The sequence below is a fragment of the Salegentibacter maritimus genome (genome assembly GCF_016236915.1).
Classification (GTDB): Bacteria; Bacteroidota; Bacteroidia; order Flavobacteriales; family Flavobacteriaceae; genus Salegentibacter; species Salegentibacter maritimus.
In genome coordinates, this window is record NZ_JAEHOK010000004.1 from 140,896 (window position 1) to 162,649 (window position 21,754).

A 21,754-nucleotide genomic window follows, 5' to 3' on the forward strand; every position below is an offset into this window, starting at 1 on the left:
ATTGGATTTTTTCCTACATTTGAATCAAATTTCAATAATTATGAGGTTTGATAGAATTGAGGAAAAATTAGAAATTCTGGCCGATGCTGCCAAATATGATGTCTCCTGCTCCAGTAGTGGCAGCAAACGCAGCAATAAAAATAAGGGGCTTGGAAACTCAGATGGAATGGGCATTTGCCATTCCTATACGCCAGATGGGCGCTGCGTTTCCTTGCTTAAAATTTTGCTTACCAATCATTGTATTTTTGATTGCGCCTATTGCGTTACCCGCCGTAGCAACGATATAAAAAGAGCTGCTTTTAAAGTTCAGGAAGTAGTAGACTTAACTATTAATTTCTACCGAAGAAATTATATTGAAGGCCTGTTTTTAAGTTCGGGGATTTTTAAAAATGCCGACTTTACAATGGAGCGTCTTATACAAGTGGCTAAAAAACTGCGCCTGGAAGAAAACTTTAATGGTTATATACACTTAAAATCTATTCCCGGTGCAAGTGACGAACTAATGAGGGAGGCCGGCCTATATGCCGATAGGCTAAGTGTTAATATTGAAATACCAACGGTTTCCGGACTAAAAAAACTGGCCCCGGAAAAAGATCATTCAGATTTCATTAAACCCATGAAGAAGGTGAAAAATGAAATAATTCAATACAATTCAGAAAAGAAACTCATTAAAAGCACTCCCAAATATGCCCCCGCCGGCCAAAGTACCCAAATGATAGTTGGTGCATCAGGCGAAAGTGATCGCGAAATAATGCTTTCGGCAAATTATTATTATAAAAACTATAATATGAAAAGGGTATATTATTCGGGTTATGTACCCATAAGTAACGATCCCAGACTGCCTTCCCTGGGTTCCCAGGTTCCTATGCTAAGGGAAAACCGTCTTTATCAAACCGATTGGTTAATGCGCTTTTATGGTTTTGATGTAAATGAGTTATTGAACCAACAATTTCCTAATTTAGATGTAGAAGTAGACCCAAAACTAAGTTGGGCACTAAGAAATCAACATCAATTTCCGGTAGATGTGAATAGCGCCGAAAAAGAAATGCTACTAAGAATACCGGGGGTTGGATTAAAATCTGTACATAAAATACTTCAAGCCAGAAAATTTAGAAAGCTCAATTATGATCATTTAAAAGCCATAGGGGTAGCCTTAAACCGGGCACGATATTTTATAATTTGTGATGGTCGTGGATGGGAGAAACAAGATCTGAGCGCGAGCAGAATAAAATCTTTAATCTTACGAAATTCGGCCGGAAAGTTTAGAAAGGAGTACAGCAGCCAATTAAGTTTATTTTAAAATGAATTCACCCAAATGCCTATTGTACGATGGAACCTTTAAAGGTTTACTTACCTGCATTTTCGTAGCTTTTGATGAGAAATTGGAAGTGAATAATATTCTAGCTCCCGGCATTCACAAAACAGATATTTTTGCTGAAAATATTGAAGTAATTACAGACGAAACCAAAGCAAAACGCGTATGGCACGGATTCCAAAAGTTTGCCAACCATCGCAGTCAAAACGCAGTATATTACGCCTACTTGAGTGAGTTACCTAAAATTGAACTTGACATATTAAGGTATTTTCAACATACCTTTAAATCTAAGGCTAACATTCACGGCGATTTTACAAATAAACACGTCCTAAAAATTGCACAAACCGCTAAAAAGGTAGGAAGAGAGAAACATAGAATGGAAGCTTTTGTTCGTTTTCAGCTAACAAAGGATAAAATTTATTTTGCCAATATTGAACCAGATTTTAACGTACTACCTTTAATTGAAAAGCATTTTACTTCCCGTTATAGCGATCAGCAATGGATTATTTACGATCTAAAACGAAAGTTTGGCCTCTATTACGATCTCCAAAAAGCGCAAATAATTCAAATTAATTTCTCAAAAAATCTGTCTTTATCAGAAGAAAAAACACGAATATTTGATACATCAGAGATAGAATTTCAGAAATTATGGAAGAAATATTTTGAAGCAACTACCATTGAATCCCGCATAAACACAAGGCTTCACATACAACACGTACCAAAAAGATATTGGAGATATTTGAGTGAAAAGAATCCCTTGCATAAATAAAAAATAGTTTACATTTGTTTCTTCAACTAATTAAACAAATTCTAACATGAAAAAATTATTTTTACTGTTTGCAGTTGCAACAATGTCTCTTTCTATCTATTCTTGTAGAGAAACTACTGAAGAAAAAACTGAAGACGCTATGGAGTCTGCAGGTGAAGATTTAGAAAATGCAGCTGAAGAGGCCGGAAACGAAATTGAAGAGGCCGGAAATGAAATCGAAGCAGAGGCTGAAGAAGCTGAAGCTGAAATGGAAGAAGAAATGAACGAAGACGATAACATGTAATTGTCTTACTTCTTAAAAATGCTAAAGGCTGCTTTCCTTAAAGAAAGCAGCTTTTTTTTATTAAACCTAAAAGTAAAATAATGAAAAAGTTACTATTAATTATGGTGGCCGTTTTGGCTATAAGCCTATCTTCCTGTCGGGAAACTACCCAGAAAAAAACGGAAGATGCTGTAGAAGCAATTGGCAAAGACATTGAAGATAATGTAAAGAAAGCCGGTGATAAAGTTAAAGAAGGTACTGAAAAAATTAAGGAAGGTGCTAAGAAAGTAGAAGAAGGCGCTAAGAAACTTGAAAAAGAAATCGATGAAGAAATCGATAATTCCAGAGAACAATAATTAAAAGGGATTCTAAGTAAGGCTGTTTAAAGTTTTGCCCATAAGTCTAAGAAACAGCCTTATTTTTTACGTTCAATTACATAATTCACCATAAGTTCTAAAGATTCGCGGTAAGGAGAAGCCGGATATTTTTCCAGGATCACCAAAGCATCCTGTTGAAACTCTTTCATACGCTTTACGGCATATTCCAGACCTCCCTTATCCTTTACAAACTGAATAACTTCATTTACCCGTTTTTTATTTTTATTATGATTCTTAACCGAATTAATTACCCAGGCTTTTTCCTTTTTGGTAGAATTATTCAGGGCATAGATTAATGGCAACGTCATTTTCTGTTCCTTAATATCTATTCCAGTGGGCTTTCCTATTTTCTCATCACCATAATCAAAAAGATCGTCTTTTATCTGAAAAGCCATTCCTATTAATTCCCCAAATTTTCTCATTTCGGCAACCGCATTAGAATCGGGTTTTACCGAGGCAGCACCTAAACTACAGCAAGCAGCGATAAGAGTAGCCGTTTTTTGCCTAATAATATCGTAATAAACCTCCTCTGTAATATCGAGTCTTCTAGCTTTTTCAATTTGCAACAACTCACCCTCACTCATTTCCCTTACAGCAACTGAGATAATCTTCAATAAATCAAAATCGTTGTTATCTATAGAAAGCAACAAACCTTTAGAAAGTAAATAATCGCCCACCAAAACGGCAATTTTATTCTTCCACAAAGCATTTATACTAAAGAACCCCCGGCGACGGTTAGAATCATCTACCACATCGTCATGAACCAAGGTGGCCGTATGTATAAGCTCTATTACCGAAGCTCCCCTATAAGTACGTTCGTTTACCTCGCCTTCTGAAACCATTTTGGCTACCAGAAAAACAAACATAGGTCGCATTTGTTTTCCTTTACGGTTTACAATATAATGAGTTATTCTATTAAGAAGTGCCACTTTAGAAGACATGGCTTCGAGGAACTTTTTTTCAAAAAGCTCCATCTCTTTCTCTACCGGAAGTTTTATTTGGGAAATTACTTTCATTAAGCCAGCAAAGATAATTATTTATACAGAATATTCAGTGATGCTTTTCTGCCAAAATCAAGATTATGAGCTAAGTTTGAGAGCTTATAAAAAAATAAAGCCTTAAGGAAGCTATGCCGACTTATTTGCTAACTGACCACAAGCAGCGTCTATATCTTTTCCACGAGATCTTCTAACGGTTACCGTAATTCCATTACGCTCTAAAATTTCCTGGTACATATCTGTAGCCTTAGACGAAGCCTGTTGAAAACTACCATCGTCTATTGGGTTATACTCAATCAAATTCACCTTGCACGGCACATAACTGCAGAACCGAACCAGGGCTTCGGCATCCTTTCTTGTGTCATTAATATCCTTCCAAACAATATACTCGTAAGTAATTCGGCTTTTGGTTTTAGAGTACCAATACTCTAAAGACTCCCTTAAATCGTTTAAAGGAAAGGTTTCATTAAAAGGCATTATTTTGGTTCGAATCTCATCGGTTGCAGCGTGAAGGGAAACAGCAAGTTTTATCTTGGCTTCGTCATCTGCCAGTTTTTTAATTATTTTAGGCACGCCCGATGTAGAAATCGTAATTCGCTTTGGGGACATGCCCAAACCTTCGGGAGAGGTAATTTTTTCGACCGCTTTCATCACATTCTTGTAGTTCATAAGCGGTTCTCCCATCCCCATAAACACAATGTTGCTCAAGGGCCTGTCAAAATACAACCGGCTTTCATTGTCTATAGCAACTACCTGGTCATAAATCTCGTCAGGATTTAGGTTACGCATTCTTTTTAAGCGAGCAGTTGCACAAAATTGGCAATCTAAGCTACAACCAACCTGAGAAGAAACACAAGCTGTAGTTCTGGTGGCGGTAGGAATTAATACCGATTCTACGGTGAGCTGATCGTGCAGCTTTACCGCATTTTTAATAGTACCGTCGCTACTGCGCTGCATACGGTCTACCCGAATATGGTTTATCACAAAATTTTGATCTAACATCTTTCGGGTAGCTTTGGAAATATTGGTCATTGCCTCAAAACTATGGGCCCCTTTGCTCCAAAGCCATTCATAAACCTGACTTCCACGAAAAGATTTATCGCCATTGGCAACAAAAAATTCCTGAAGCTGGGCCTTGGTAAGTGCTCGTATATCTTTCTTCTTGTTTTTCACGCTGCAAAAGTACTAAGAATTAAAGGATTTTTTAGTTAAGCCAAAGCTAAGTGTTTTAGATTGTGGCAATAACAAAGCTTAAAGTTAGAAGCCTGTGGATTAACAAGGCTTTTGAAAGTTACGTAATACGTAAGATTTATCGTTATAAAATAAAGAGCCACGAATTCATCAAATAACTTAATGAATTCGTGGCTTAAGATTATATTAAACAAAAACTAGATAATCAACATCGCGTCTCCGTAAGTATAGAAACGATACTTTTCCCTTACTGCTTCTTCATATGCACGCTTCATAAAATCGTGACCTGCAAAAGCAGAGATCATCATAAGAAGTGTAGATTTTGGTGTATGGAAATTAGTAATCATACAGTTTGCTATGCTAAAATCGTAAGGAGGAAAGATAAATTTATTGGTCCAGCCACTAAACTCATTTAATGTATGGTTTGAAGACACCGAGCTCTCCAACACACGCATTACTGTTGTACCCACGGCACAAACCCGTCTGTTTTCAAGTTTCGCTTTATTGATAGTTTCAGTAGCTTTCTTTTCTATAAATGCTTCTTCAGAATCCATTTTATGCTTACTAAGGTCCTCTACCTCAACCGGGCTAAAAGTTCCTAAACCAACGTGTAAAGTAACTTCAGCAAAATCTACTCCTTTAATTTCCAAACGCTTTAAAAGATGTTTAGAAAAGTGTAGTCCTGCGGTTGGCGCTGCTACAGCTCCCTCTTTTTTAGCATAAATAGTCTGGTAACGCTCCTGATCTTCAGGTTGAACATCTCGTTTTATATATTTTGGAAGTGGCGTTTCCCCCAGTTCTTTTAGTTTTTTCCTGAAATCTTCGTAAGAACCATCGTAAAGAAAACGAAGGGTCCTTCCACGAGAAGTAGTATTATCTATAACTTCTGCTACCAGGCTTTCGTCGTCCCCAAAATACAATTTGTTTCCAATTCTAATTTTTCTAGCCGGGTCTACCAGTACATCCCAAAGCTTGGTTTCCGGATTTAATTCTCTTAATAGGAAAACTTCAATTCGCGCCCCGGTTTTCTCTTTATTCCCATATAAACGTGCAGGAAACACCTTGGTATTATTAAGTACCATGACATCTTCTGGCTCGAAATAATCTAGAATATCTTTAAATTGTTTATGCTCAATTGTTTGTTCTTTTCGGTTTAGAACCATAAGCCTTGCTTCATCTCTGTTCTCTGAAGGATACTCGGCCAAAAGTTCATTCGGAAGTTCAAAATTGAAGTGTGAAAGTTTCATTCCCATAATTGAATTTTTAGAAGGCGCAAATATACAATCTCAAGATAGGGGTTGTCAAGTATTTAAGCGTTTATTTAAAAAATGCCTTTCATTTAGCACTTTCTCAGCTTAAAATTGAGTTTTTCAAAATCTTCCCAAAACCCGGGATAAGATTTTGACACCACTTCGGCATCTTCAATCTTAAAAGGAACTTTAAGTCCTAAAGGCGCAAAAGCCATGGCCATTCGATGATCGTTATAAGTGGCAACCGACACGTTTTCTTCAAAATCTTTTTTCGGAAATAATTCAAGGCTATCCTGGGTAATCTCTACCTGGCTACCAAATTTCTCAATCTCTGCTTTTAAAGCCTCCAACCTATCGGTTTCCTTAATTTTCAGGGTATGTAAACCGGTTAAATAACAAGGCACCTCCAGCGCTAAACAGGTTACCGCAATGGTTTGCGCAATATCAGGTGAATTTTGAAGATTTTCCTTTATATGCTTTGGTTTCGTACCGGGCTTTTTGGATAAAATAATATGATTATCTTCAAATTTAGTACTTACCCCAAATTGCTTATAGATATTAGAAAGGCAAGAATCTCCCTGTAAACTGGTTTCTCTATAGGTGCTTAATTTAAGTTCGGCTGATTCGCTTATGGCAGCAAGACTATAGTAGTAGGAAGCAGAACTCCAGTCTGATTCTACTGCCAAGCTTTGATCTTTTAATTGTTTTGCAGGTTCAATTTTAATAGTGTTCCCTTCAAAAACTCCTCTTACTCCGGCTCTTTGCAAAAGCTCTAAAGTCATTTTAATATAAGGGGTAGACGTAATTTCACCTTGTAAATTAATTTCAAGTCCGTTAGGCAAAGAAGGTGCAACCAGCATTAAAGCCGAAATATATTGACTGCTAATATTGGCTTCCAGACTTACTGTTTTTGCCGTAATCTTTTTACCCTTAATTCTAATTGGCGGATAACCTTCATTCTTTTCATATGAGATATCGGCACCCATTGTTTTAAGGGCATCTACCAATAGTTTAACCGGGCGTTCTTTCATTCGTTTACTACCTGTTAAAACTACTTCCCTACCTTCTAAAGTGGCAAAATAGGCCGTTAAAAAACGCATAGCAGTACCGGCATGATGAATATCAATTAACTCACCTTCACTCTTAAGTGCCTTTTGCAAATAATGGGTATCGTCACTATTTGAAAGGTTGCTTATTTTTAAGTTTGGAAATAAAGCCTGAAGGATTAACAAGCGGTTAGACTCACTCTTAGATCCGGTTATATTAATATTAGCCGACAGATTTTCCTGGCTATTTGATATCTCTAAATTCATGAATTGACTGTATTAGCTTTTTGAATCTTTTTTGTTTTTTCCTCTAAACTGCCCAAATGAGATAATAAACCCATAAGCAAAAGCGGCAAAAAACTGCCCGAGGATAAACCTGAACAACTTTCCATTTTCGGTTCGCTCGGTAAAATAGGCTTTAAAATGAAAGCCTCCGTATTCAAACAGCATACTTACAATATCATAGACAATAAGAAAGCCCAGACCAAGAAACAAAACCGATTTCCAGAAGGCTTTTTTAGAGATCATCTCTTTGAATTTCATTATTTTAACTTTTGATTATTATGATGCCTGTCGTGATCCCTTTTTGTTTTTAGATCTAATTTTTTATCAAAAGCTTCCTGTAGATCAACTCCGGTTTGATTGGCAAGACAGAGTACCACAAACATAACATCTGCAAGTTCTTCTCCTAAGTCCTTTTCTTTATCTGATTCCTTTTCACTTTGCTCCCCATAACGTCTCGCAATAATTCGGGCTACCTCCCCTACTTCCTCGGTAAGTTGCGCCATATTGGTAAGCTCGTTAAAATACCGAACCCCATGTTCTTTTATCCAATCGTCTACTGCTTTTTGAGCGTGTTCTATGTTCATATTATTTCTAAGATTTTGACAAAACTATGGCTTCTGAATGTTTATTCACCATTTCAGCATAGAAATTTTTAAGCGCTTTATAGTCCTGTGCAATATAAACCATATCATTCATATCTAAAGAAGATTCTACCCTTAAAAATTTCCCATTTAAGGTTGCCACAAACTTAAAAACACCCGCTCCTTCTTTTAAATTAACGATAGCACTTTCGGGCAGGGATTCTACTTTATAACCATCGGGAATTAAAATATTTATAATCTTATCATTACTGGTTGGAAAGTCAAAAAATATGGGGTAGTTACGATCTTCCCCTTTAAACGGATTTTCGTGTAGCCCGGCAAAAACCATAGGTTTTAAATATATCTTCCCATTTATCTCCTCCATTTCATCCCTTAATTCAAAGTTGTAAGTTTGCCTAATGTTTTCCCCAATGGCTTCTTCTTTCGAAATATCCAGCCCCGAAACCACTATGTTCCCTTTATCTTCCTCCAGGATTTTTAGGTAATCCTTCTCAGCCAATCCAACATAACGATCCCTAAATTCTTTCGCATGCAGACCGCTTAAATCTCTTACCGATTTTCCTTTTAAAACCATGTTATCGTCAAATTGCATATTTAACATGGTTGTGTTCTGTGATTTTGCGTTAGGCATTAAACTCACCCAACCTGAAGTTCCATCTTCCCTTATAATTCTTCCCTGCCAGTTCATAGCCCTTGCCGGAAGCTCTCCTATTGCCGCATTCTTGTCTGTAGCGTCCAATAACAAAATATTATCCTCATTTTCTACAGCAGCTATCACATAATTAAAACCGTTTCGTGTAGGAAAAATTGGGATACCATGAGATTTGGTGCTTACTAAGACAGGGTTAGCATTAAAGCCAGCATATCTTAACATGCTCACTAATAATAAATTTATATCTCCCGTGTTTCCTTTTTCATCCTTATAAGCCGTTCTTGTTCCACTCTCTGCTTGAAAGCCTACGAAATCATTCCAAGCAATTTTACTCTTTACATACATAAAGATTTTAGCTAGTTTTTCAGCATTATCTTTATATCCGGCAAGTAGTTCATCTAAGTCCTCATCAAAGAAGCCGGTTCTATTTACCTCTTGTTTTAAACCGGCATCATTATAAATGCTTTTAGCAACATCTTCCCAGGTACTGGCAAAACTTTCTATTGGTGAATTAGGAAATTTAGTGTATTGTAATTCCCATCTTAAATATGCTGCATAGTTTTGTAAATAATCTACATAAACTTCTTTCTTCAAAGGAGGAATATCATCTTTCTGAAACTTATAAAAATCCAGCAAATAGTCTAAACTACGCTGTTTATAATCTGTTTGAACAGTTCTTCCGGTGGTTCTGGTTTTTTGGGAGTAATTATAAGTAAAGCTCTCTTTAGTTTTATCGATAGGAAAAACTATGGGCGATTTAGGATTGTAATGCATTCTAAAACCAAAAAATTCAGGTATTTTAATCTCGGCTTCCAATCTATTCACCGGAATTTCAAACTGAAGCGGCACATCGTCAATAGATGTCACAAATGGGGATCTTATAGTATACGTATATTCTATAACACTACCTTCGCTTACCGCAGGCATAGTGAATTTTGTCTTTAGTTTATATTTATTAGTTTCTTCTTTAAAAACACCATTTCTTTTTAGCTTTTCTTCAACAAGCTTCCCATCTACAATATTATAGGTATACCCTTTAATAGCACTGACCTCTTCACTTTCTGATCCGTTTTGATATCCGGTTATTGTTTTATTTGCCCAGTCAAGACCCTCTTTATTATATATTTTAATACGTTCGTGTACCACGGTAACGAGCGTCAAACCGGTATTTTTTCTAATATCATAATAGACCAGGTGCTTTCTAAACAATACAGCCGCATTGGCCTCTTTATACTTTGGATGTTCTTTTTCAAGCACCTCTTCTTTGGATACCTTTCCGAATTTGTAATCCTGTGCCTGAAGTAAACACACCGAAAATAAACTAACAATAAGAATGTAAAAATGTTTCATAATATGATTAATTACTAACTAAAACTGCTTTTTGATTGGTATAAGATTTAATTTGGTTCATAAACTCCCTATACGAATTATACGCTGAACTTTTCCAGTTCCCCTCTTCCAAAATCAGTATTCTTTTTACATCTAGTTTGGTCTCATCTTCCTCTACAATACTGGTTTCCATAATTAGTTTACCGTATTCATTTTCGATGGTTATGGGCTCCGGAATTGACTCTACTTTAAACCCTGCCGGTAAGGTAAATTGAAAGTGATCTTTATAAGTCTTCCCCCTTTCAATTACCAATGGATGTTTACGAGATTCATTTCTGGGTAAATTAAAAGTTTTTGCTTTTAAAAAATTAACAGGCACCAGTAATCGGTTACCAGCTTGCATAGCCAGTTTAGCCCCTTTAATCTTTAGCTTTTCGGTAAACACAATTGAATCCCTATCATTCTCAAAAGCAATTTTATCAAATTGTAATTCTCGTAGATGCCCCCAATTTTCCCGGTAGTATATTTTTTGATGATCATTTTTTAGACTTTCAATACTATAGATATCACCATACGGGATTCCGTGGTTTTTACGCGTAATTTCAGCTAAAAAACCACCAGATTCATCCAATTGAATTTCCACAAAACTTTCCCTAAGGTTGGCAGCAGTAGCATAATTTGGAGTACTTATTATCTCCCCACCATCTTCGGTTATTTTTAAAACCTTTCTATCATCGGTAAAATCGCCCAAATAGTTAAACGGATTAGTTTGACTGGTACACTCCAACCATATATCTTCTTCTGCCAAAGGCAAATTCAGGATTACATGATTGCCCTGCATGGAGGCAAATTCAGGGTCTATATTATTTTTATCGCCGCCATAAACCACTGTATAGTACGAAGGTATTCCCTGCGATTCTAAAAGAGCCTTGGTGTAATTAGTTAAGGCTTTACAGTCGCCGTAGCCCAATTCATCCACCTCTTTGGCAAGCATTGGCTCCCAGCCGCCAATTCCCAATTGTACACTTATATACCGTGTATTTTCCTGAACATAATTATAGATAATCTCTGCTTTTTCCCTGTTAGAAACTGCATTTGAAGTCAACTCATTAAGTTTTAAAATAGTTTCCCGCGGAAGTTCCATTTTCTCCTTCAATAAATACTCATACTGCCATTTACCTAATTCTTTCCAATTAGAAGCTTTTCCTTCTACCCCAACCAGTGCAAATTCATTTAAAGCAACTAACACCCTGGGGGCATAAGTTGAAAGATTAGGACTAAAAACTTCACTTTTTACTGCAGAAATATTCCTCACCTCATAATTTAAACCTGCACCAGTATTTTGTTTTTTAAGCTCTAAGCCTTCCAGGTTTCTTTCTTCAAACCTAAAGGGAATAGCATTTGGGTTAATTAATTTATAAGAAGATTTTTCTACGCTTAAATTATAGTTCTCCAGGGGATTCCATGACTGAATAAATATTGTGGAGTTTGTTTCTATCTCACTTTCGTAAGCAATTGTTATTGGATAATCTTTAATAGTATAGCTTAAGTAACTTAATCTATTATCGCTATAAAGCGTATTAGAACCTATAAGGCTACGATCCTGAAAATCTCTTTTCTTTATTTTCTCTATCTCTTTCCCCTTACTATTGTAAACAATAGCCTCCTGAGATTTTATCTTACTGTGGTCATCGTAAAAATCATAGGCACCTATGTGTTGCTCACCATATTCGTTGAACACGGTTACCACACGTTTTGTTTTAACCCTCATCTTATCTTTAGAAAGAACTGAGATTTCTATAGATTGATTTCGTACTACAGAATTGGCATTGGATAGTAAATTTGGCTCAATGGAAGATATGGCATAGTCCTGACCAAAAATCAAGGAAGGAACTATTTGAATAACTACAAATAGAAACAATAAAATTTTGCGCATTTATCGAATGTGATGAATAATAAATCCGCAAGATATAAATTTTTAACTAATTTTAACTTTTATTTTTAGAATCCACTATTATCGTAACCGGGCCGTCGTTAATTAACTCTACCTTCATATCGGCACCAAACTCTCCACTCCCAACCGGTTTCCCTAAACTTTCTTCCAGTTTTTTAATGAATTTCTCATATAGCGGTACAGCAATATCGGGTTTTGCAGCTTTTATAAAACTGGGCCTATTACCCTTTTTAGTAGAAGCGTGCAGGGTAAACTGGCTTACCACAATAGCATCACCATCTACATCTAATAAAGACAGGTTCATAGCTTCATTTTCGTCATTAAAAATGCGCATTTTTACTATTTTATTACAAAGCCAATCTATATCTTCCTGAGTGTCTTCAGCCTCAATTCCCAGTAAAATTAGAAGTCCCTTCTGCATTACTGCATTAATCTCATGGTTAATTTGCACCGAAGCTTTTGAAACTCTTTGTAATACTACTCTCATTTTTTTGGATAAATATCTGTTCTATAATTGTCTTCCTCGTCTTCCATAATCTGCAAATAACTTTTATAGCGGCTCCAGGCAATCTCTCCATCTTCAAGAGCATCCTTTACCGCACATTTTGGCTCTTCCAGATGTAGACAATTATGAAATTTACAATCTTGTTTAAGTTTAAAAAATTCAGGGAAATAATCTCCCAGTTCTTCTCGTTCAATTTCCACCACTCCAAAGCCTTTAATTCCCGGTGTATCAATAATTCTGGCATCAAAACCAAGATCAAACATTTCAGCAAAAGTAGTGGTATGCTGTCCTTGTTTATGTTGTTCTGAAATCTCTGAGGTTTTTAAATTTAAACCGGGCTCTATAGCATTCACCAAAGTAGATTTACCAGTACCACTGTGGCCTGCAAACATACTGGTCTTACCGGTCATCATCTCTTTTACCTTGTCTACATTTTTACCTGTTTTAGCTGAAACACCTATACAATCGTAACCGGCACTTCTGTAAATTGCCGCAAGATATTTCACTTCTACAAGTTCATCTTCATTATAAGTATCTACCTTATTAAAAAGCAATACGGCTTTTACCTGATAGGCTTCGGCAGTCACCAAAAACCGATCTATAAACGTGGTAAGGGTAGGCGGGTTATTTAAGGTAATTAATAAAAAAACCTGATCTATATTGGCTGCAATTATATGAGTTTGCTTAGAAAGGTTAACAGATTTTCGAATAATATAATTTTGCCGTTCCTCAATCTCTTTAATCACGCCCTGTGCCTTGCTTTCTTTATCTTCAACATCAAACTGCACACGGTCTCCCACAGCAACCGGGTTGGTACTTTTAATACCTTTAATTCTAAATTTTCCTTTAATACGGCAATCGTAAAACTTTCCAGCTTCACTTTTCACCTGGTACCAGCTTCCGGTAGATTTATAAACGGTTCCTATCATTCACATTATGGTTTTTTAAGTGGCTGTTTGAAAATTCTAATTTTCGTCAGGCTGAACTTGCTTCAGCTTCTAATATCTTAACAATTTAGATCCTGAAACAACTTCAGGATGACGTCCATAAGTCAACCTTCAAACAGCCACTTTGCTAAAATAGCAAAAGCAGTTTTTACTATTTGCTTTTAAACCAAAAATCATGGAAAACAAGATTCTAAGATTTCATGATTTTCTCCTGGTGATTAATAGATTCCTGGTGAACAGCTTTAAATAACCTTAAGATAAATTCTTCGCTCAAACCGTGCTGCTCTCCTTCAAGCACCATTTTTCCAAGAATTTCATTCCATCTTTTGGTTTGTAATACAGAAACGTTTTGGGCTTTTTTAACCTGGCCAATTTCATCAGAAATTTTCATTCTTTTTGAAAGCAGTTCAATTAACTGGTTATCGGCCACATCAATTTTAGCTCTTAAAGTGCCTAGTTTATTTTGAAACTCTTCACTTTCAGAAATTTCTTTTCTAATCTGCAAGTCTTTCATAATTTGAATAAGTGTTGCAGGGGTAATTTGTTGTGCAGCATCACTCCAGGCATCGTCTGGCGTATGGTGGGTTTCAACCATAATTCCGTCGTAATTAAGATCAAGTGCCGTTTGGCAAAGATCAAAAATAATATCTCTACGTCCTGCAATATGCGAAGGGTCTAAAATTAACGGTAGATCTGGAAATTTATTCTGAAGTTCAATTGCTATTTGCCATTCCGGGTTATTTCTATATTTGGTTTTTTCGTAAGCTGAAAAACCACGGTGAATAACTCCTAAATTCTTAATGTCCTGGGTATACAATCTTTCAACTGCTCCCAACCAAAGAGAAAGGTCTGGGTTTACAGGGTTTTTCACCAATACGGTTTTATCGGTGCCTTTTAGGGCTTCAGCAATTTCCTGTACAATAAAAGGAGAAACCGTGGTTCTTGCGCCTATCCAAAGAATATCTACATCATTTTCTAAAGCAAGATCTACATGATGCGGGTTTGCTACCTCAGTTGAAGTTAACATGCCGGTTTCTTCCTTTGCTTTTTTCAACCATTTTAAGCCTAAAGCTCCCACACCTTCAAAGTTTCCCGGTCTGGTTCTGGGCTTCCATATTCCGGCACGTAATACGGTAGCATCAGTATCTTTTAATTGGTGTGCGATGTTTAAAACCTGCTCTTCGGTCTCTGCACTACAGGGTCCTGCAATTACTAACGGATGTTCTAATCCGAAAGCGTCTAGCCAGCCTCTTAATTCTTTCTTGTTTTCCATAATTTAAAATTTAGTTATGATTTATTAGTTTATTCCGTTTAAAATTGATTTAATATGATTGGTGCGTTGCATCTCGTTATACACCTCCTGAAAATCATCATTTTCAAGCAAATCCTTAAAATGTGTAAGATTATTGATATACTCGGTTAAAGTCTCCAGAACATTGCTTTTATTTTCCCTGAATATGGGCGACCACATTGCGGGGGAACTTTTTGCCAGTCTTACCGTAGAGGCAAATCCGCTACCCGCCAAATCAAATATATCCCGCTCATTACGTTCTTTTTCCAATACTGTTTTACCCAACATAAATGAACTTATGTGCGATAAATGTGAAACATAAGCTATATGCCTATCGTGAGACACAGGATCCATGTACCTAATGCGCATTCCCAATTTCTGAAAAATATCGAGTGCCCGTTCCTGAAGCTTAAAAGCTGTTTTCTCTACCTCGCATATAATATTGGTCTTTTTTCTGTAAAGATTAGCAATTGCTGCCTCCGGGCCAGAAAATTCTGTACCCGCAATAGGGTGAGCTGCCAAAAAATTCCTCCTATTCTTATGATTGGCAATTTCCTTACAAAGCCCTGCTTTAGTAGAACCTGCATCAAAAACCAGGGTATTATCACCCACTAAATCCAAAACCCGGCTTACTACTTTAGTAGCAGCATCTACCGGCACTGCTACCAAAACTACATCGGCTTGCGGCGTATCTTCTATTTTTGCAATATGATCTATAATCCCAAGGGTTTTCGCCTTTTTAAGGTTTTTGGCATCGGCGTCACTACCATAAATTTCGGCTTCTGGAAAAGCCGATTTAATATCTATGGCAAACGAACCGCCTATAAGGCCTATTCCTATAATTTGAACCTTCATTGTTTTATCCTTTTTATAGCGCGTTCTATATTTTCTTCGGAAGCACAAAGGGAAAACCTAATATAGGCTTCGCCATTACTACCAAAAATAAAACCCGGTGCAGTAAAAATGTGGTATTTATTTAGCAGAAAATCTACAAAAGATTCGGCGTTTGTTCCCTTCGGAACCTTTGCCCAAACAAACATTCCTGTTTGATCTTTTTCGGGTTCACACTCTAAAGCTTCCGCCAGCTCCAAAACTTTTTCTTTCCGACTTTGATAAATTTTATTCTGTTCAGAAAACCAATCTTTATTTAAGCGTAAAGCTGCTGCTGCACCGGCCTGAAGCGGATAAAACATACCGCTATCCATATTGGTTTTAACTTTTAAAACTGTATTCAAATTTCTTTCGCTGCCACAAAGCATTCCTATTCGCCAGCCAGCCATGTTAAAAGTCTTGCTCAACGAATTAAGCTCTAAAACCACTTCCCTGGCCCCTTCAGCTTCTAAAATACTTTTTGGGTGCTCGTTTAAGATAAAACTATAAGGATTGTCGTTTACAATTAAAATATTATGGGTTTTAGCAAAAGTTACAAGTTCTTCAAATAAACTTTCGTTTGCAGAAGCACCGGTAGGCATATGCGGATAGTTAACCCACATTAATTTTACTTTGCTCAAATCTTTTTTGGCCAGTTCTTCCAAATTTGGCAACCAGTTTCCTTCAGCATTCAAATTGTAGTAAACCGCTTTGGCGCCTACCAGTTCGGTAACCGAGGAATAGGTTGGATACCCAGGGTTTGGAATAAGTACTTCATCGCCCTCGTTTAAAAAGGCCAGGGAGATATGGGTAATTCCCTCTTTACTTCCCATAAGCGGAAGGATCTCAGTTTCGGCATCAAGTGAAACCTGGTAATAATTTTGATAAAATTCAGCTATGGCATTTCTAAAATCGGCGGTACCTTTATAAGGCTGATATTGATGTGCACCGGTATTTACCAGTGCCTCATTTAAAGCCGAAATCACCTGTTGGGGTGGTGCCAAATCTGGACTGCCAATACCCAGGTTAATAATATCTTTCCCGGCAGCCGCCATAGCACGCACCTCTCTTAACTTTGAAGAAAAGTAGTACTCCTTTACACTATCTAATCTCTTGGCCTGCTCTATCATTACAAACTATTTTTGTAGGTTCCTAAAATTGTTAATCGCTCGGTCATCACTTCCAAAATATCCATAGCTTTTTTAAATTCTATATAATCTTCAAAGATTACATCTATAAAAAATGAATATTTCCAGGGAAATTCTATAATAGGCATACTCTGGATCTTGGTCATATCCAGATTAAAATCCCTTAAAATATTTAGTACCGAAACCAGGCTGCCTCGTTTACTTTCCAATTCAAATTTTAAAGATGCTTTATCTATTTTATCGCCATTAGGCTCTTTCTTTTTTGTGCTTAAAATCAAAAAACGCGTTGCATTGCTTTTTTTGGTATGAATACTTTCAGCCAAAATATCCAACCCAAACAACCGGGCTGCTGCCTTACTGGCTACCGCAGCGACTTTTGTGCTTCCCTTTTCTGAGATTCTTCGTGCCACTTCAGCAGTATCTGCATCTTCAATAAGTTTAATATGCGGATACTTTTTAAAAAATTCCTTACACTGTAAAAGTGCCATGGGATGTGAATAGACTTTTTTAATATTCTCTATTTTTTGTCCCGGCATTGCCATAAAATTCATGTCTATGGGAATATAATGCTCGCCAACTACTTTTAAGTTATTTTCATCTATAAGTGCATAATTTGGTAAAATTGAACCCGCAATAGAATTTTCTATGGCCATTACTCCCTCTTTAGCTACACCGGTCACCAGGCTTTTAGTAAGTTCTGCAAAAGACATACATTCTAAAACATCAACCTCTTTATGGTAATATTCCTGGGCTACCAAATGGTGGAATGAGCCCTGCACTCCCTGTATTGCGATAATTTTATCCATTAATCTTTAATTAAATCTCAAAATTGTGTAAAAAAAAAGCCCCGATATTTATCGGGACTTTTTTATATAATTTCTTACTTAACTACATAGCATTCCCGTTCCTATCTCTGAAATAGAAATAAAAAAAATAAAATGCGTTCCAGTTAAATGCGTGATTCATTGTTTCTTTGTTATGCGGCTAAAGTAGAATATAATTCTTTAACGAAAAATCTTTTCTCAGGTTTTTTTTAAGTTTACAAAGCTTTTTATAGACTTAATTTTTTTTCCACAAATAAATCGAAAGATTTGCAATAAGACTTTGATAAGATTACCTGCAATTCCGAAATCTACAAAGCCCTTTATAGGTTATCACAAGCGGCAGACTAATTTTGACTGTTTTAGGTGATTTAAAAATCCTTACTTTTGGAAAAAAGCTTGTTATGTCTATTCATGTTCAGGAAATCTCAAAGTATTATAACGAACAAAAAGCGCTGGATGCTGTTTCTTTTAAGCTGAATAAAGGAGAAATTGTTGGTTTTTTGGGCCCCAACGGCGCCGGAAAATCTACTTTAATGAAAATCTTAACCGGTTATTTAAGCCCATCGGCAGGCACGGCTAAAATAAATGGAATTTCCCTTGAAGACGATTTACATAAAATTCAGCAGCAAATAGGCTACCTCCCCGAACATAATCCTTTATATACAGAAATGTATGTGCGGGAATACTTAGAATTTAATGCCAGAATCTACAAGATAAATAAATCCCGAATTGAAAAAGTGATTGAACTTACCGGGCTAAAACCGGAAGCCAATAAAAAGATAGCACAGCTCTCTAAAGGATACAGACAACGGGTTGGCCTGGCAACAGCTTTGCTACACGATCCCCAGGTTTTAATCCTGGACGAACCAACTACAGGTCTAGACCCTAACCAATTAGTAGAAATTAGAACACTTATTAAACAAATTGGAAAAGAAAAAACAGGCAAAACCATATTTCTATCTACTCACATTATGCAGGAAGTAGAAGCTGTTTGCGACCGTGTAATTATTATTAACAAAGGTGAAGTGGTAGCCGATAAAAACTTAAAAGACTTACGGGAAGAAAATGAACAGGTTATTTTCGTAGAGTTTGATTACCGGATAGAAAACATTGCATTACAAAGACTACCCCATCTAAAGTCTGCAAAAAACGTAGGCGGATTTGCCCACGAACTTACATTTGATACTAAAAAAGACATGCGCCCGGCTGTATTTGATTTTGCATACAATAATGGGTTAAAAACATTGCAGTTAAATCAAAAGACAAAAAACTTAGAAAGCTTATTTGCTGAACTTACTCAAAAATAAGTCTTCCGGTATAGTGCTGTTCAACATCTACTATGGGCGGACGATTTTTTGATATAATATCACCAAATCCAAAAATAACTCCCTTTAAAGATTGCTGCGGATTCACAATTAACTTGTTGGTACCGCGGTGCAACACATCATAATGCTGCACTATTAAATCGTCGGCTTCCAATCTACCGTCCCCATTGGCAAAAAACAGGTTAACATTGGTAGCTTTTCCGCTAAGGAAATAATTAGAAATATTATCGTTGGTAATTCTTAGGTTCTCAACCTCCAAATCTAAAATAAAATCGCCATTTGTATGAATATTGGGATCTTCCTCCTGGTTAAAAGAACGCAACCAAAGTTCAGGGAATTTTAAAGTTCCCATGCTTTCTATACTGCTTCCACTACTATTCTGTAACCAATTTAAAGTAGGTGTAGTTACATAAATTTTAGTGATTTCATAATCCCGAAAAAGATTACAGGAGTTTTCGTTTCTAAGCTGAAGCCTATTGTTTTCTACTTCAGCATATACTTTTTCCCTTAAATTTTCACCGGTTTCAATCTTCACCTTATATTCATCACCTTGTTCAAGGAAGAGCTTTACCCGTTCATAAACTATAATTTCCTCGAAAGCATCTACAACAAACTCTTCAGCAATAATCTTACCTGAAGTTTTTATACAGGTAGGCGCATCTTCAGCATTACATCCTAAAAAGATAAAAAGTAAGATCGATATTCCTAAAACCTGTTTTTTCATAAGCGATATCCTATAGAAAGTTCTACAGCTTCCGCGTTGGCATAATGCGATCTAACTGTTAGTGAAGCCCATAAATCTTCGGTAAGTTTTCTTTGTAAACCAATGCGGTTATATAACTGATCTACAAAATGCTCGTAGGGGTAATAGGCATAATAGCCCAAATGCGTAATTACCGATAGTTTATCAAAATTTAACTGGTGACCTACAAAAACACCAACCCGTTTAGAATCTTCATCTCCAGTAGTACTGCCTAAAGGAAAAGCTATCGACTGGTATTTTATACGCTCTGCCATTGCTTTTGAAAAGAAAACTTCGGTTCCGGCCTGAAGGGTACTTTTATGGTTAAGCACCTTATCTACATAGGCCGAAAAGGTTAAAAACGGATACTGTTTAGAACCTATAATTCCCATAGTATTTACACCGCTTCGCAAAGCAAAATTAAAATGAATGGGTTCTGTATATTTTTCTTTTGCCCCCCTGGGAATATAATCGGGTAAATTTTGGTGATTTAGCACATAGTTTATCCCCAGGTTAAATGTAATAGTGTTTGTACTGGCATTAGGCGATTTAAAATCGGCATTGGAATAATGAATTAAAGAAAGCCCGCCTTGAAAACCCAGGCCTTCAAATATATTCTCCTTTCTATAGTTTGCCATAAGATAGGTAGAACTTAGCAAACGTGAACCATAGGCATTATTCCTGTAATTTTTATCGGGATGGTATGGGTTAGAGGCATAGGCAAGGCCCTGGCCTATTCTAAACATCAAATTTCTTTTAAAGAGGTAAAAATTCATATGGGCATACAAGCCATAATTTTCACCCAAATTAGGATTTTTCATATCCTGATAGGTAAGGGAAACCCCAACATCAGGATAATTATAAGGTTTTTCCCAATCTTTAAAACCGAAACTTTTTTTATTAAAACCAAGAATAAGCCCGGTAGGATGCCCGGTGATTAAATGGGAGATATCAGGATTATGTTCAGCTATGGTTCCGTAAAAATAGCTGGCATCAAAAGAATAATGTTTCTGCCCGAATTCCTGGGCAGAAGCATTATATAAATTTATAAGAAAAAATAGGGCTGTAATTTTCTTCATGCCCCACAAATGTAGCCTAATATTTTAAAAAACAGCTTCTGCTATTTTTTGAATATTACTGCTTTTTCCCATAGAGTAATAATGTAAAACCGGCACTCCCGCCGCTTTTAGTTCGCGAGATTGCGCTATGGCCCATTCAATACCAACTTCTCTCACCTCTTTATTATCCTTACAAGCTTCAACACCCGCTATCAACTCCTCGGGTAAATCTATGCTAAAAACCTGCGGTAATAATTGTAAATGTTTTTTAACGGCAATAGGCTTTATCCCAGGAATTATTGGCACATTTATCCCGGCTTCCCTGGCTTTCTCTACAAAATCGAAATAGGCCTGATTATTAAAAAACATTTGGGTAACCACATAATCGGCACCGGCGTCTACTTTTGCTTTCAGCCACTTTAAATCGGTAGTTAATGAAGGCGACTCCAAATGTTTTTCCGGATAGCCGGCCACACCTACACAAAAATCGGCATTGTTATCTGATTCTATTACTTCGTTAAGATACTTCCCCACGCCCAGGTTTTTAATTTGGGTAACCAGATCGCTGGCGTAACAGTTTCCTCCGTTGGTTGGCTCAAAATAACGTTGGTGTTTCATAGCATCACCACGTAAGGCCATTACGTTATCTATCCCCAAATAATGGCAATCTACCAACAAATACTCGGTCTCCTCTCGTGTAAAACCACCGCAAAGAACATGCGGAATGGTATCTACCTGATATCTTTGCTTTAATGCGGCACATATACCTACCGTACCGGGACGCATACGCGTTATTTTTCGCTCCAATAAACCATTCTTTTTCTTAATATACAGGTATTCTTCCCTGGAGGTAGTGACATCTATAAACGGAGGATTAAACTCCATTAACGGATCTATATTATCGTATAAATCCTGAATATTTTTTCCTTTTTGTGGAGGAACAATTTCAAAAGAAAACAAAGTTTCCCCTTTGGCATTTTCTATATGTTCGGTAATCTTCATGGTATCGCTATT

22 protein-coding genes are annotated in these 21,754 nt (G+C 36.7%); 5 read left to right on the top strand and 17 right to left on the bottom strand.

The features are described from left to right. Positions 1 to 40: 40 nt before the first annotated feature. From I6U49_RS04680 to I6U49_RS04695, 4 genes are all read left to right on the top strand, one after another. Positions 41 to 1,300: a putative DNA modification/repair radical SAM protein gene (locus I6U49_RS04680; protein WP_198627789.1), complete on the top strand. Its 1,260-nt coding sequence runs from the start codon at positions 41 to 43 to the stop codon at positions 1,298 to 1,300. Between the two features lies 1 nt (position 1,301). After that, positions 1,302 to 2,084 (top strand): TIGR03915 family putative DNA repair protein, encoded by a 783-nt coding sequence (locus I6U49_RS04685; RefSeq protein WP_198627790.1) that lies wholly within the window; start codon positions 1,302 to 1,304, stop codon positions 2,082 to 2,084. Between the two features lie 46 nt (positions 2,085 to 2,130). Beyond that, positions 2,131 to 2,367, top strand: coding sequence for a hypothetical protein (locus tag I6U49_RS04690; RefSeq protein WP_193711599.1), 237 nt, complete (start codon positions 2,131 to 2,133; stop codon positions 2,365 to 2,367). 80 nt (positions 2,368 to 2,447) lie between these two features. Then, positions 2,448 to 2,702, top strand: coding sequence for a hypothetical protein (locus I6U49_RS04695; protein ID WP_198627791.1), 255 nt, complete (start codon positions 2,448 to 2,450; stop codon positions 2,700 to 2,702). Positions 2,703 to 2,761: 59 nt separating this feature from the next. Here I6U49_RS04695 and I6U49_RS04700 read toward each other — a convergent pair whose 3' ends face one another. From I6U49_RS04700 to I6U49_RS04765, 14 genes are all read right to left on the bottom strand, one after another. Then, positions 2,762 to 3,739, bottom strand: a complete 978-nt coding sequence (locus I6U49_RS04700; protein WP_198627792.1) for a polyprenyl synthetase family protein — start codon at positions 3,737 to 3,739, stop codon at positions 2,762 to 2,764. Positions 3,740 to 3,850: 111 nt separating this feature from the next. Further along, on the bottom strand, positions 3,851 to 4,894 hold the full coding sequence (gene rlmN / locus I6U49_RS04705; RefSeq protein WP_198627793.1) for a 23S rRNA (adenine(2503)-C(2))-methyltransferase RlmN: 1,044 nt from the start codon (positions 4,892 to 4,894) through the stop codon (positions 3,851 to 3,853). Between the two features lie 215 nt (positions 4,895 to 5,109). Then, complete coding sequence (gene queA, locus I6U49_RS04710) at positions 5,110 to 6,165, bottom strand: tRNA preQ1(34) S-adenosylmethionine ribosyltransferase-isomerase QueA (protein WP_193711603.1); 1,056 nt, start codon at positions 6,163 to 6,165, stop codon at positions 5,110 to 5,112. Between the two features lie 86 nt (positions 6,166 to 6,251). After that, positions 6,252 to 7,475: a 3-phosphoshikimate 1-carboxyvinyltransferase gene (gene aroA / locus I6U49_RS04715; protein ID WP_193711604.1), complete on the bottom strand. Its 1,224-nt coding sequence runs from the start codon at positions 7,473 to 7,475 to the stop codon at positions 6,252 to 6,254. A 12-nt stretch (positions 7,476 to 7,487) separates the two neighbouring features. Next, positions 7,488 to 7,751 carry a hypothetical protein gene (locus tag I6U49_RS04720; protein ID WP_193711605.1) on the bottom strand — a complete coding sequence of 88 codons (264 nt, stop codon included), beginning with the start codon at positions 7,749 to 7,751 and terminating at the stop codon, positions 7,488 to 7,490. Continuing rightward, positions 7,751 to 8,077: a nucleotide pyrophosphohydrolase gene (locus I6U49_RS04725; protein ID WP_193711606.1), complete on the bottom strand. Its 327-nt coding sequence runs from the start codon at positions 8,075 to 8,077 to the stop codon at positions 7,751 to 7,753. The genes I6U49_RS04720 and I6U49_RS04725 overlap by 1 nt, the downstream gene beginning before the upstream one ends. 7 nt (positions 8,078 to 8,084) lie before the next feature. Then, a complete protein-coding gene (locus I6U49_RS04730; RefSeq protein ID WP_198627794.1) occupies positions 8,085 to 10,097 on the bottom strand; it encodes a DUF3857 domain-containing protein in 2,013 nt (670 codons plus the stop codon). A 7-nt stretch (positions 10,098 to 10,104) separates the two neighbouring features. Next, a complete protein-coding gene (locus I6U49_RS04735) occupies positions 10,105 to 12,012 on the bottom strand; it encodes a DUF3857 domain-containing protein (RefSeq protein ID WP_198627795.1) in 1,908 nt (635 codons plus the stop codon). Positions 12,013 to 12,064: 52 nt separating this feature from the next. Next, positions 12,065 to 12,517: a D-aminoacyl-tRNA deacylase gene (gene dtd, locus I6U49_RS04740; protein WP_198627796.1), complete on the bottom strand. Its 453-nt coding sequence runs from the start codon at positions 12,515 to 12,517 to the stop codon at positions 12,065 to 12,067. Continuing rightward, entirely contained in the window at positions 12,514 to 13,464 is a 951-nt protein-coding gene (rsgA, locus tag I6U49_RS04745; RefSeq protein ID WP_198627797.1) for a ribosome small subunit-dependent GTPase A, read from the bottom strand. Before rsgA ends, dtd begins: the two co-directional genes overlap by 4 nt. A 208-nt stretch (positions 13,465 to 13,672) precedes the next feature. After that, positions 13,673 to 14,755, bottom strand: coding sequence for a bifunctional 3-deoxy-7-phosphoheptulonate synthase/chorismate mutase type II (locus I6U49_RS04750; RefSeq protein ID WP_193711611.1), 1,083 nt, complete (start codon positions 14,753 to 14,755; stop codon positions 13,673 to 13,675). Between the two features lie 24 nt (positions 14,756 to 14,779). Next, positions 14,780 to 15,628 (bottom strand): prephenate dehydrogenase, encoded by an 849-nt coding sequence (locus I6U49_RS04755; protein ID WP_198627798.1) that lies wholly within the window; start codon positions 15,626 to 15,628, stop codon positions 14,780 to 14,782. Further along, entirely contained in the window at positions 15,625 to 16,773 is a 1,149-nt protein-coding gene (locus tag I6U49_RS04760) for a pyridoxal phosphate-dependent aminotransferase (protein ID WP_193711613.1), read from the bottom strand. Before I6U49_RS04760 ends, I6U49_RS04755 begins: the two co-directional genes overlap by 4 nt. After that, positions 16,773 to 17,597 (bottom strand): prephenate dehydratase, encoded by an 825-nt coding sequence (locus I6U49_RS04765; protein ID WP_193711614.1) that lies wholly within the window; start codon positions 17,595 to 17,597, stop codon positions 16,773 to 16,775. The genes I6U49_RS04760 and I6U49_RS04765 overlap by 1 nt, the downstream gene beginning before the upstream one ends. A 419-nt stretch (positions 17,598 to 18,016) precedes the next feature. Between I6U49_RS04765 and gldA the strand changes: the two genes are divergently transcribed. After that, positions 18,017 to 18,922, top strand: a complete 906-nt coding sequence (gene gldA / locus I6U49_RS04770; RefSeq protein ID WP_198627799.1) for a gliding motility-associated ABC transporter ATP-binding subunit GldA — start codon at positions 18,017 to 18,019, stop codon at positions 18,920 to 18,922. Here gldA and I6U49_RS04775 read toward each other — a convergent pair. Genes I6U49_RS04775 through metF form a run of 3 tightly spaced genes read right to left on the bottom strand, consistent with a single transcriptional unit; the run spans position 18,909 to position 21,742 of the window. Next, positions 18,909 to 19,664: a head GIN domain-containing protein gene (locus I6U49_RS04775; protein ID WP_198627800.1), complete on the bottom strand. Its 756-nt coding sequence runs from the start codon at positions 19,662 to 19,664 to the stop codon at positions 18,909 to 18,911. The genes gldA and I6U49_RS04775 overlap by 14 nt on opposite strands. Then, on the bottom strand, positions 19,661 to 20,761 hold the full coding sequence (locus I6U49_RS04780) for an acyloxyacyl hydrolase (protein WP_198627801.1): 1,101 nt from the start codon (positions 20,759 to 20,761) through the stop codon (positions 19,661 to 19,663). Before I6U49_RS04780 ends, I6U49_RS04775 begins: the two co-directional genes overlap by 4 nt. Positions 20,762 to 20,785: 24 nt before the next feature. Then, a complete protein-coding gene (gene metF, locus I6U49_RS04785) occupies positions 20,786 to 21,742 on the bottom strand; it encodes a methylenetetrahydrofolate reductase [NAD(P)H] (protein WP_198627802.1) in 957 nt (318 codons plus the stop codon). Between the last annotated feature and the right edge of the window lie 12 nt (positions 21,743 to 21,754).

What these genes read in the sequence shown, in the direction of transcription:
- metF (WP_198627802.1), bottom strand. Translation starts at nt 21,742, where the DNA reads ATGAAGATTACCGAACATATAGAAAATGCCAAAGGGGAAACTTTGTTT.
- I6U49_RS04685 (WP_198627790.1), top strand. Translation starts at nt 1,302, where the DNA reads ATGAATTCACCCAAATGCCTATTGTACGATGGAACCTTTAAAGGTTTA.
- dtd (WP_198627796.1), bottom strand. Translation starts at nt 12,517, where the DNA reads ATGAGAGTAGTATTACAAAGAGTTTCAAAAGCTTCGGTGCAAATTAAC.
- I6U49_RS04750 (WP_193711611.1), bottom strand. Translation starts at nt 14,755, where the DNA reads ATGGAAAACAAGAAAGAATTAAGAGGCTGGCTAGACGCTTTCGGATTA.
- I6U49_RS04725 (WP_193711606.1), bottom strand. Translation starts at nt 8,077, where the DNA reads ATGAACATAGAACACGCTCAAAAAGCAGTAGACGATTGGATAAAAGAA.
- I6U49_RS04700 (WP_198627792.1), bottom strand. Translation starts at nt 3,739, where the DNA reads ATGAAAGTAATTTCCCAAATAAAACTTCCGGTAGAGAAAGAGATGGAG.
- I6U49_RS04775 (WP_198627800.1), bottom strand. Translation starts at nt 19,664, where the DNA reads ATGAAAAAACAGGTTTTAGGAATATCGATCTTACTTTTTATCTTTTTA.
- aroA (WP_193711604.1), bottom strand. Translation starts at nt 7,475, where the DNA reads ATGAATTTAGAGATATCAAATAGCCAGGAAAATCTGTCGGCTAATATT.
- I6U49_RS04780 (WP_198627801.1), bottom strand. Translation starts at nt 20,761, where the DNA reads ATGAAGAAAATTACAGCCCTATTTTTTCTTATAAATTTATATAATGCT.
- I6U49_RS04765 (WP_193711614.1), bottom strand. Translation starts at nt 17,597, where the DNA reads ATGGATAAAATTATCGCAATACAGGGAGTGCAGGGCTCATTCCACCAT.
- I6U49_RS04695 (WP_198627791.1), top strand. Translation starts at nt 2,448, where the DNA reads ATGAAAAAGTTACTATTAATTATGGTGGCCGTTTTGGCTATAAGCCTA.
- I6U49_RS04730 (WP_198627794.1), bottom strand. Translation starts at nt 10,097, where the DNA reads ATGAAACATTTTTACATTCTTATTGTTAGTTTATTTTCGGTGTGTTTA.
- gldA (WP_198627799.1), top strand. Translation starts at nt 18,017, where the DNA reads ATGTCTATTCATGTTCAGGAAATCTCAAAGTATTATAACGAACAAAAA.
- queA (WP_193711603.1), bottom strand. Translation starts at nt 6,165, where the DNA reads ATGGGAATGAAACTTTCACACTTCAATTTTGAACTTCCGAATGAACTT.
- rsgA (WP_198627797.1), bottom strand. Translation starts at nt 13,464, where the DNA reads ATGATAGGAACCGTTTATAAATCTACCGGAAGCTGGTACCAGGTGAAA.
- I6U49_RS04735 (WP_198627795.1), bottom strand. Translation starts at nt 12,012, where the DNA reads ATGCGCAAAATTTTATTGTTTCTATTTGTAGTTATTCAAATAGTTCCT.
- I6U49_RS04755 (WP_198627798.1), bottom strand. Translation starts at nt 15,628, where the DNA reads ATGAAGGTTCAAATTATAGGAATAGGCCTTATAGGCGGTTCGTTTGCC.
- I6U49_RS04760 (WP_193711613.1), bottom strand. Translation starts at nt 16,773, where the DNA reads ATGATAGAGCAGGCCAAGAGATTAGATAGTGTAAAGGAGTACTACTTT.
- I6U49_RS04680 (WP_198627789.1), top strand. Translation starts at nt 41, where the DNA reads ATGAGGTTTGATAGAATTGAGGAAAAATTAGAAATTCTGGCCGATGCT.
- I6U49_RS04720 (WP_193711605.1), bottom strand. Translation starts at nt 7,751, where the DNA reads ATGAAATTCAAAGAGATGATCTCTAAAAAAGCCTTCTGGAAATCGGTT.
- I6U49_RS04690 (WP_193711599.1), top strand. Translation starts at nt 2,131, where the DNA reads ATGAAAAAATTATTTTTACTGTTTGCAGTTGCAACAATGTCTCTTTCT.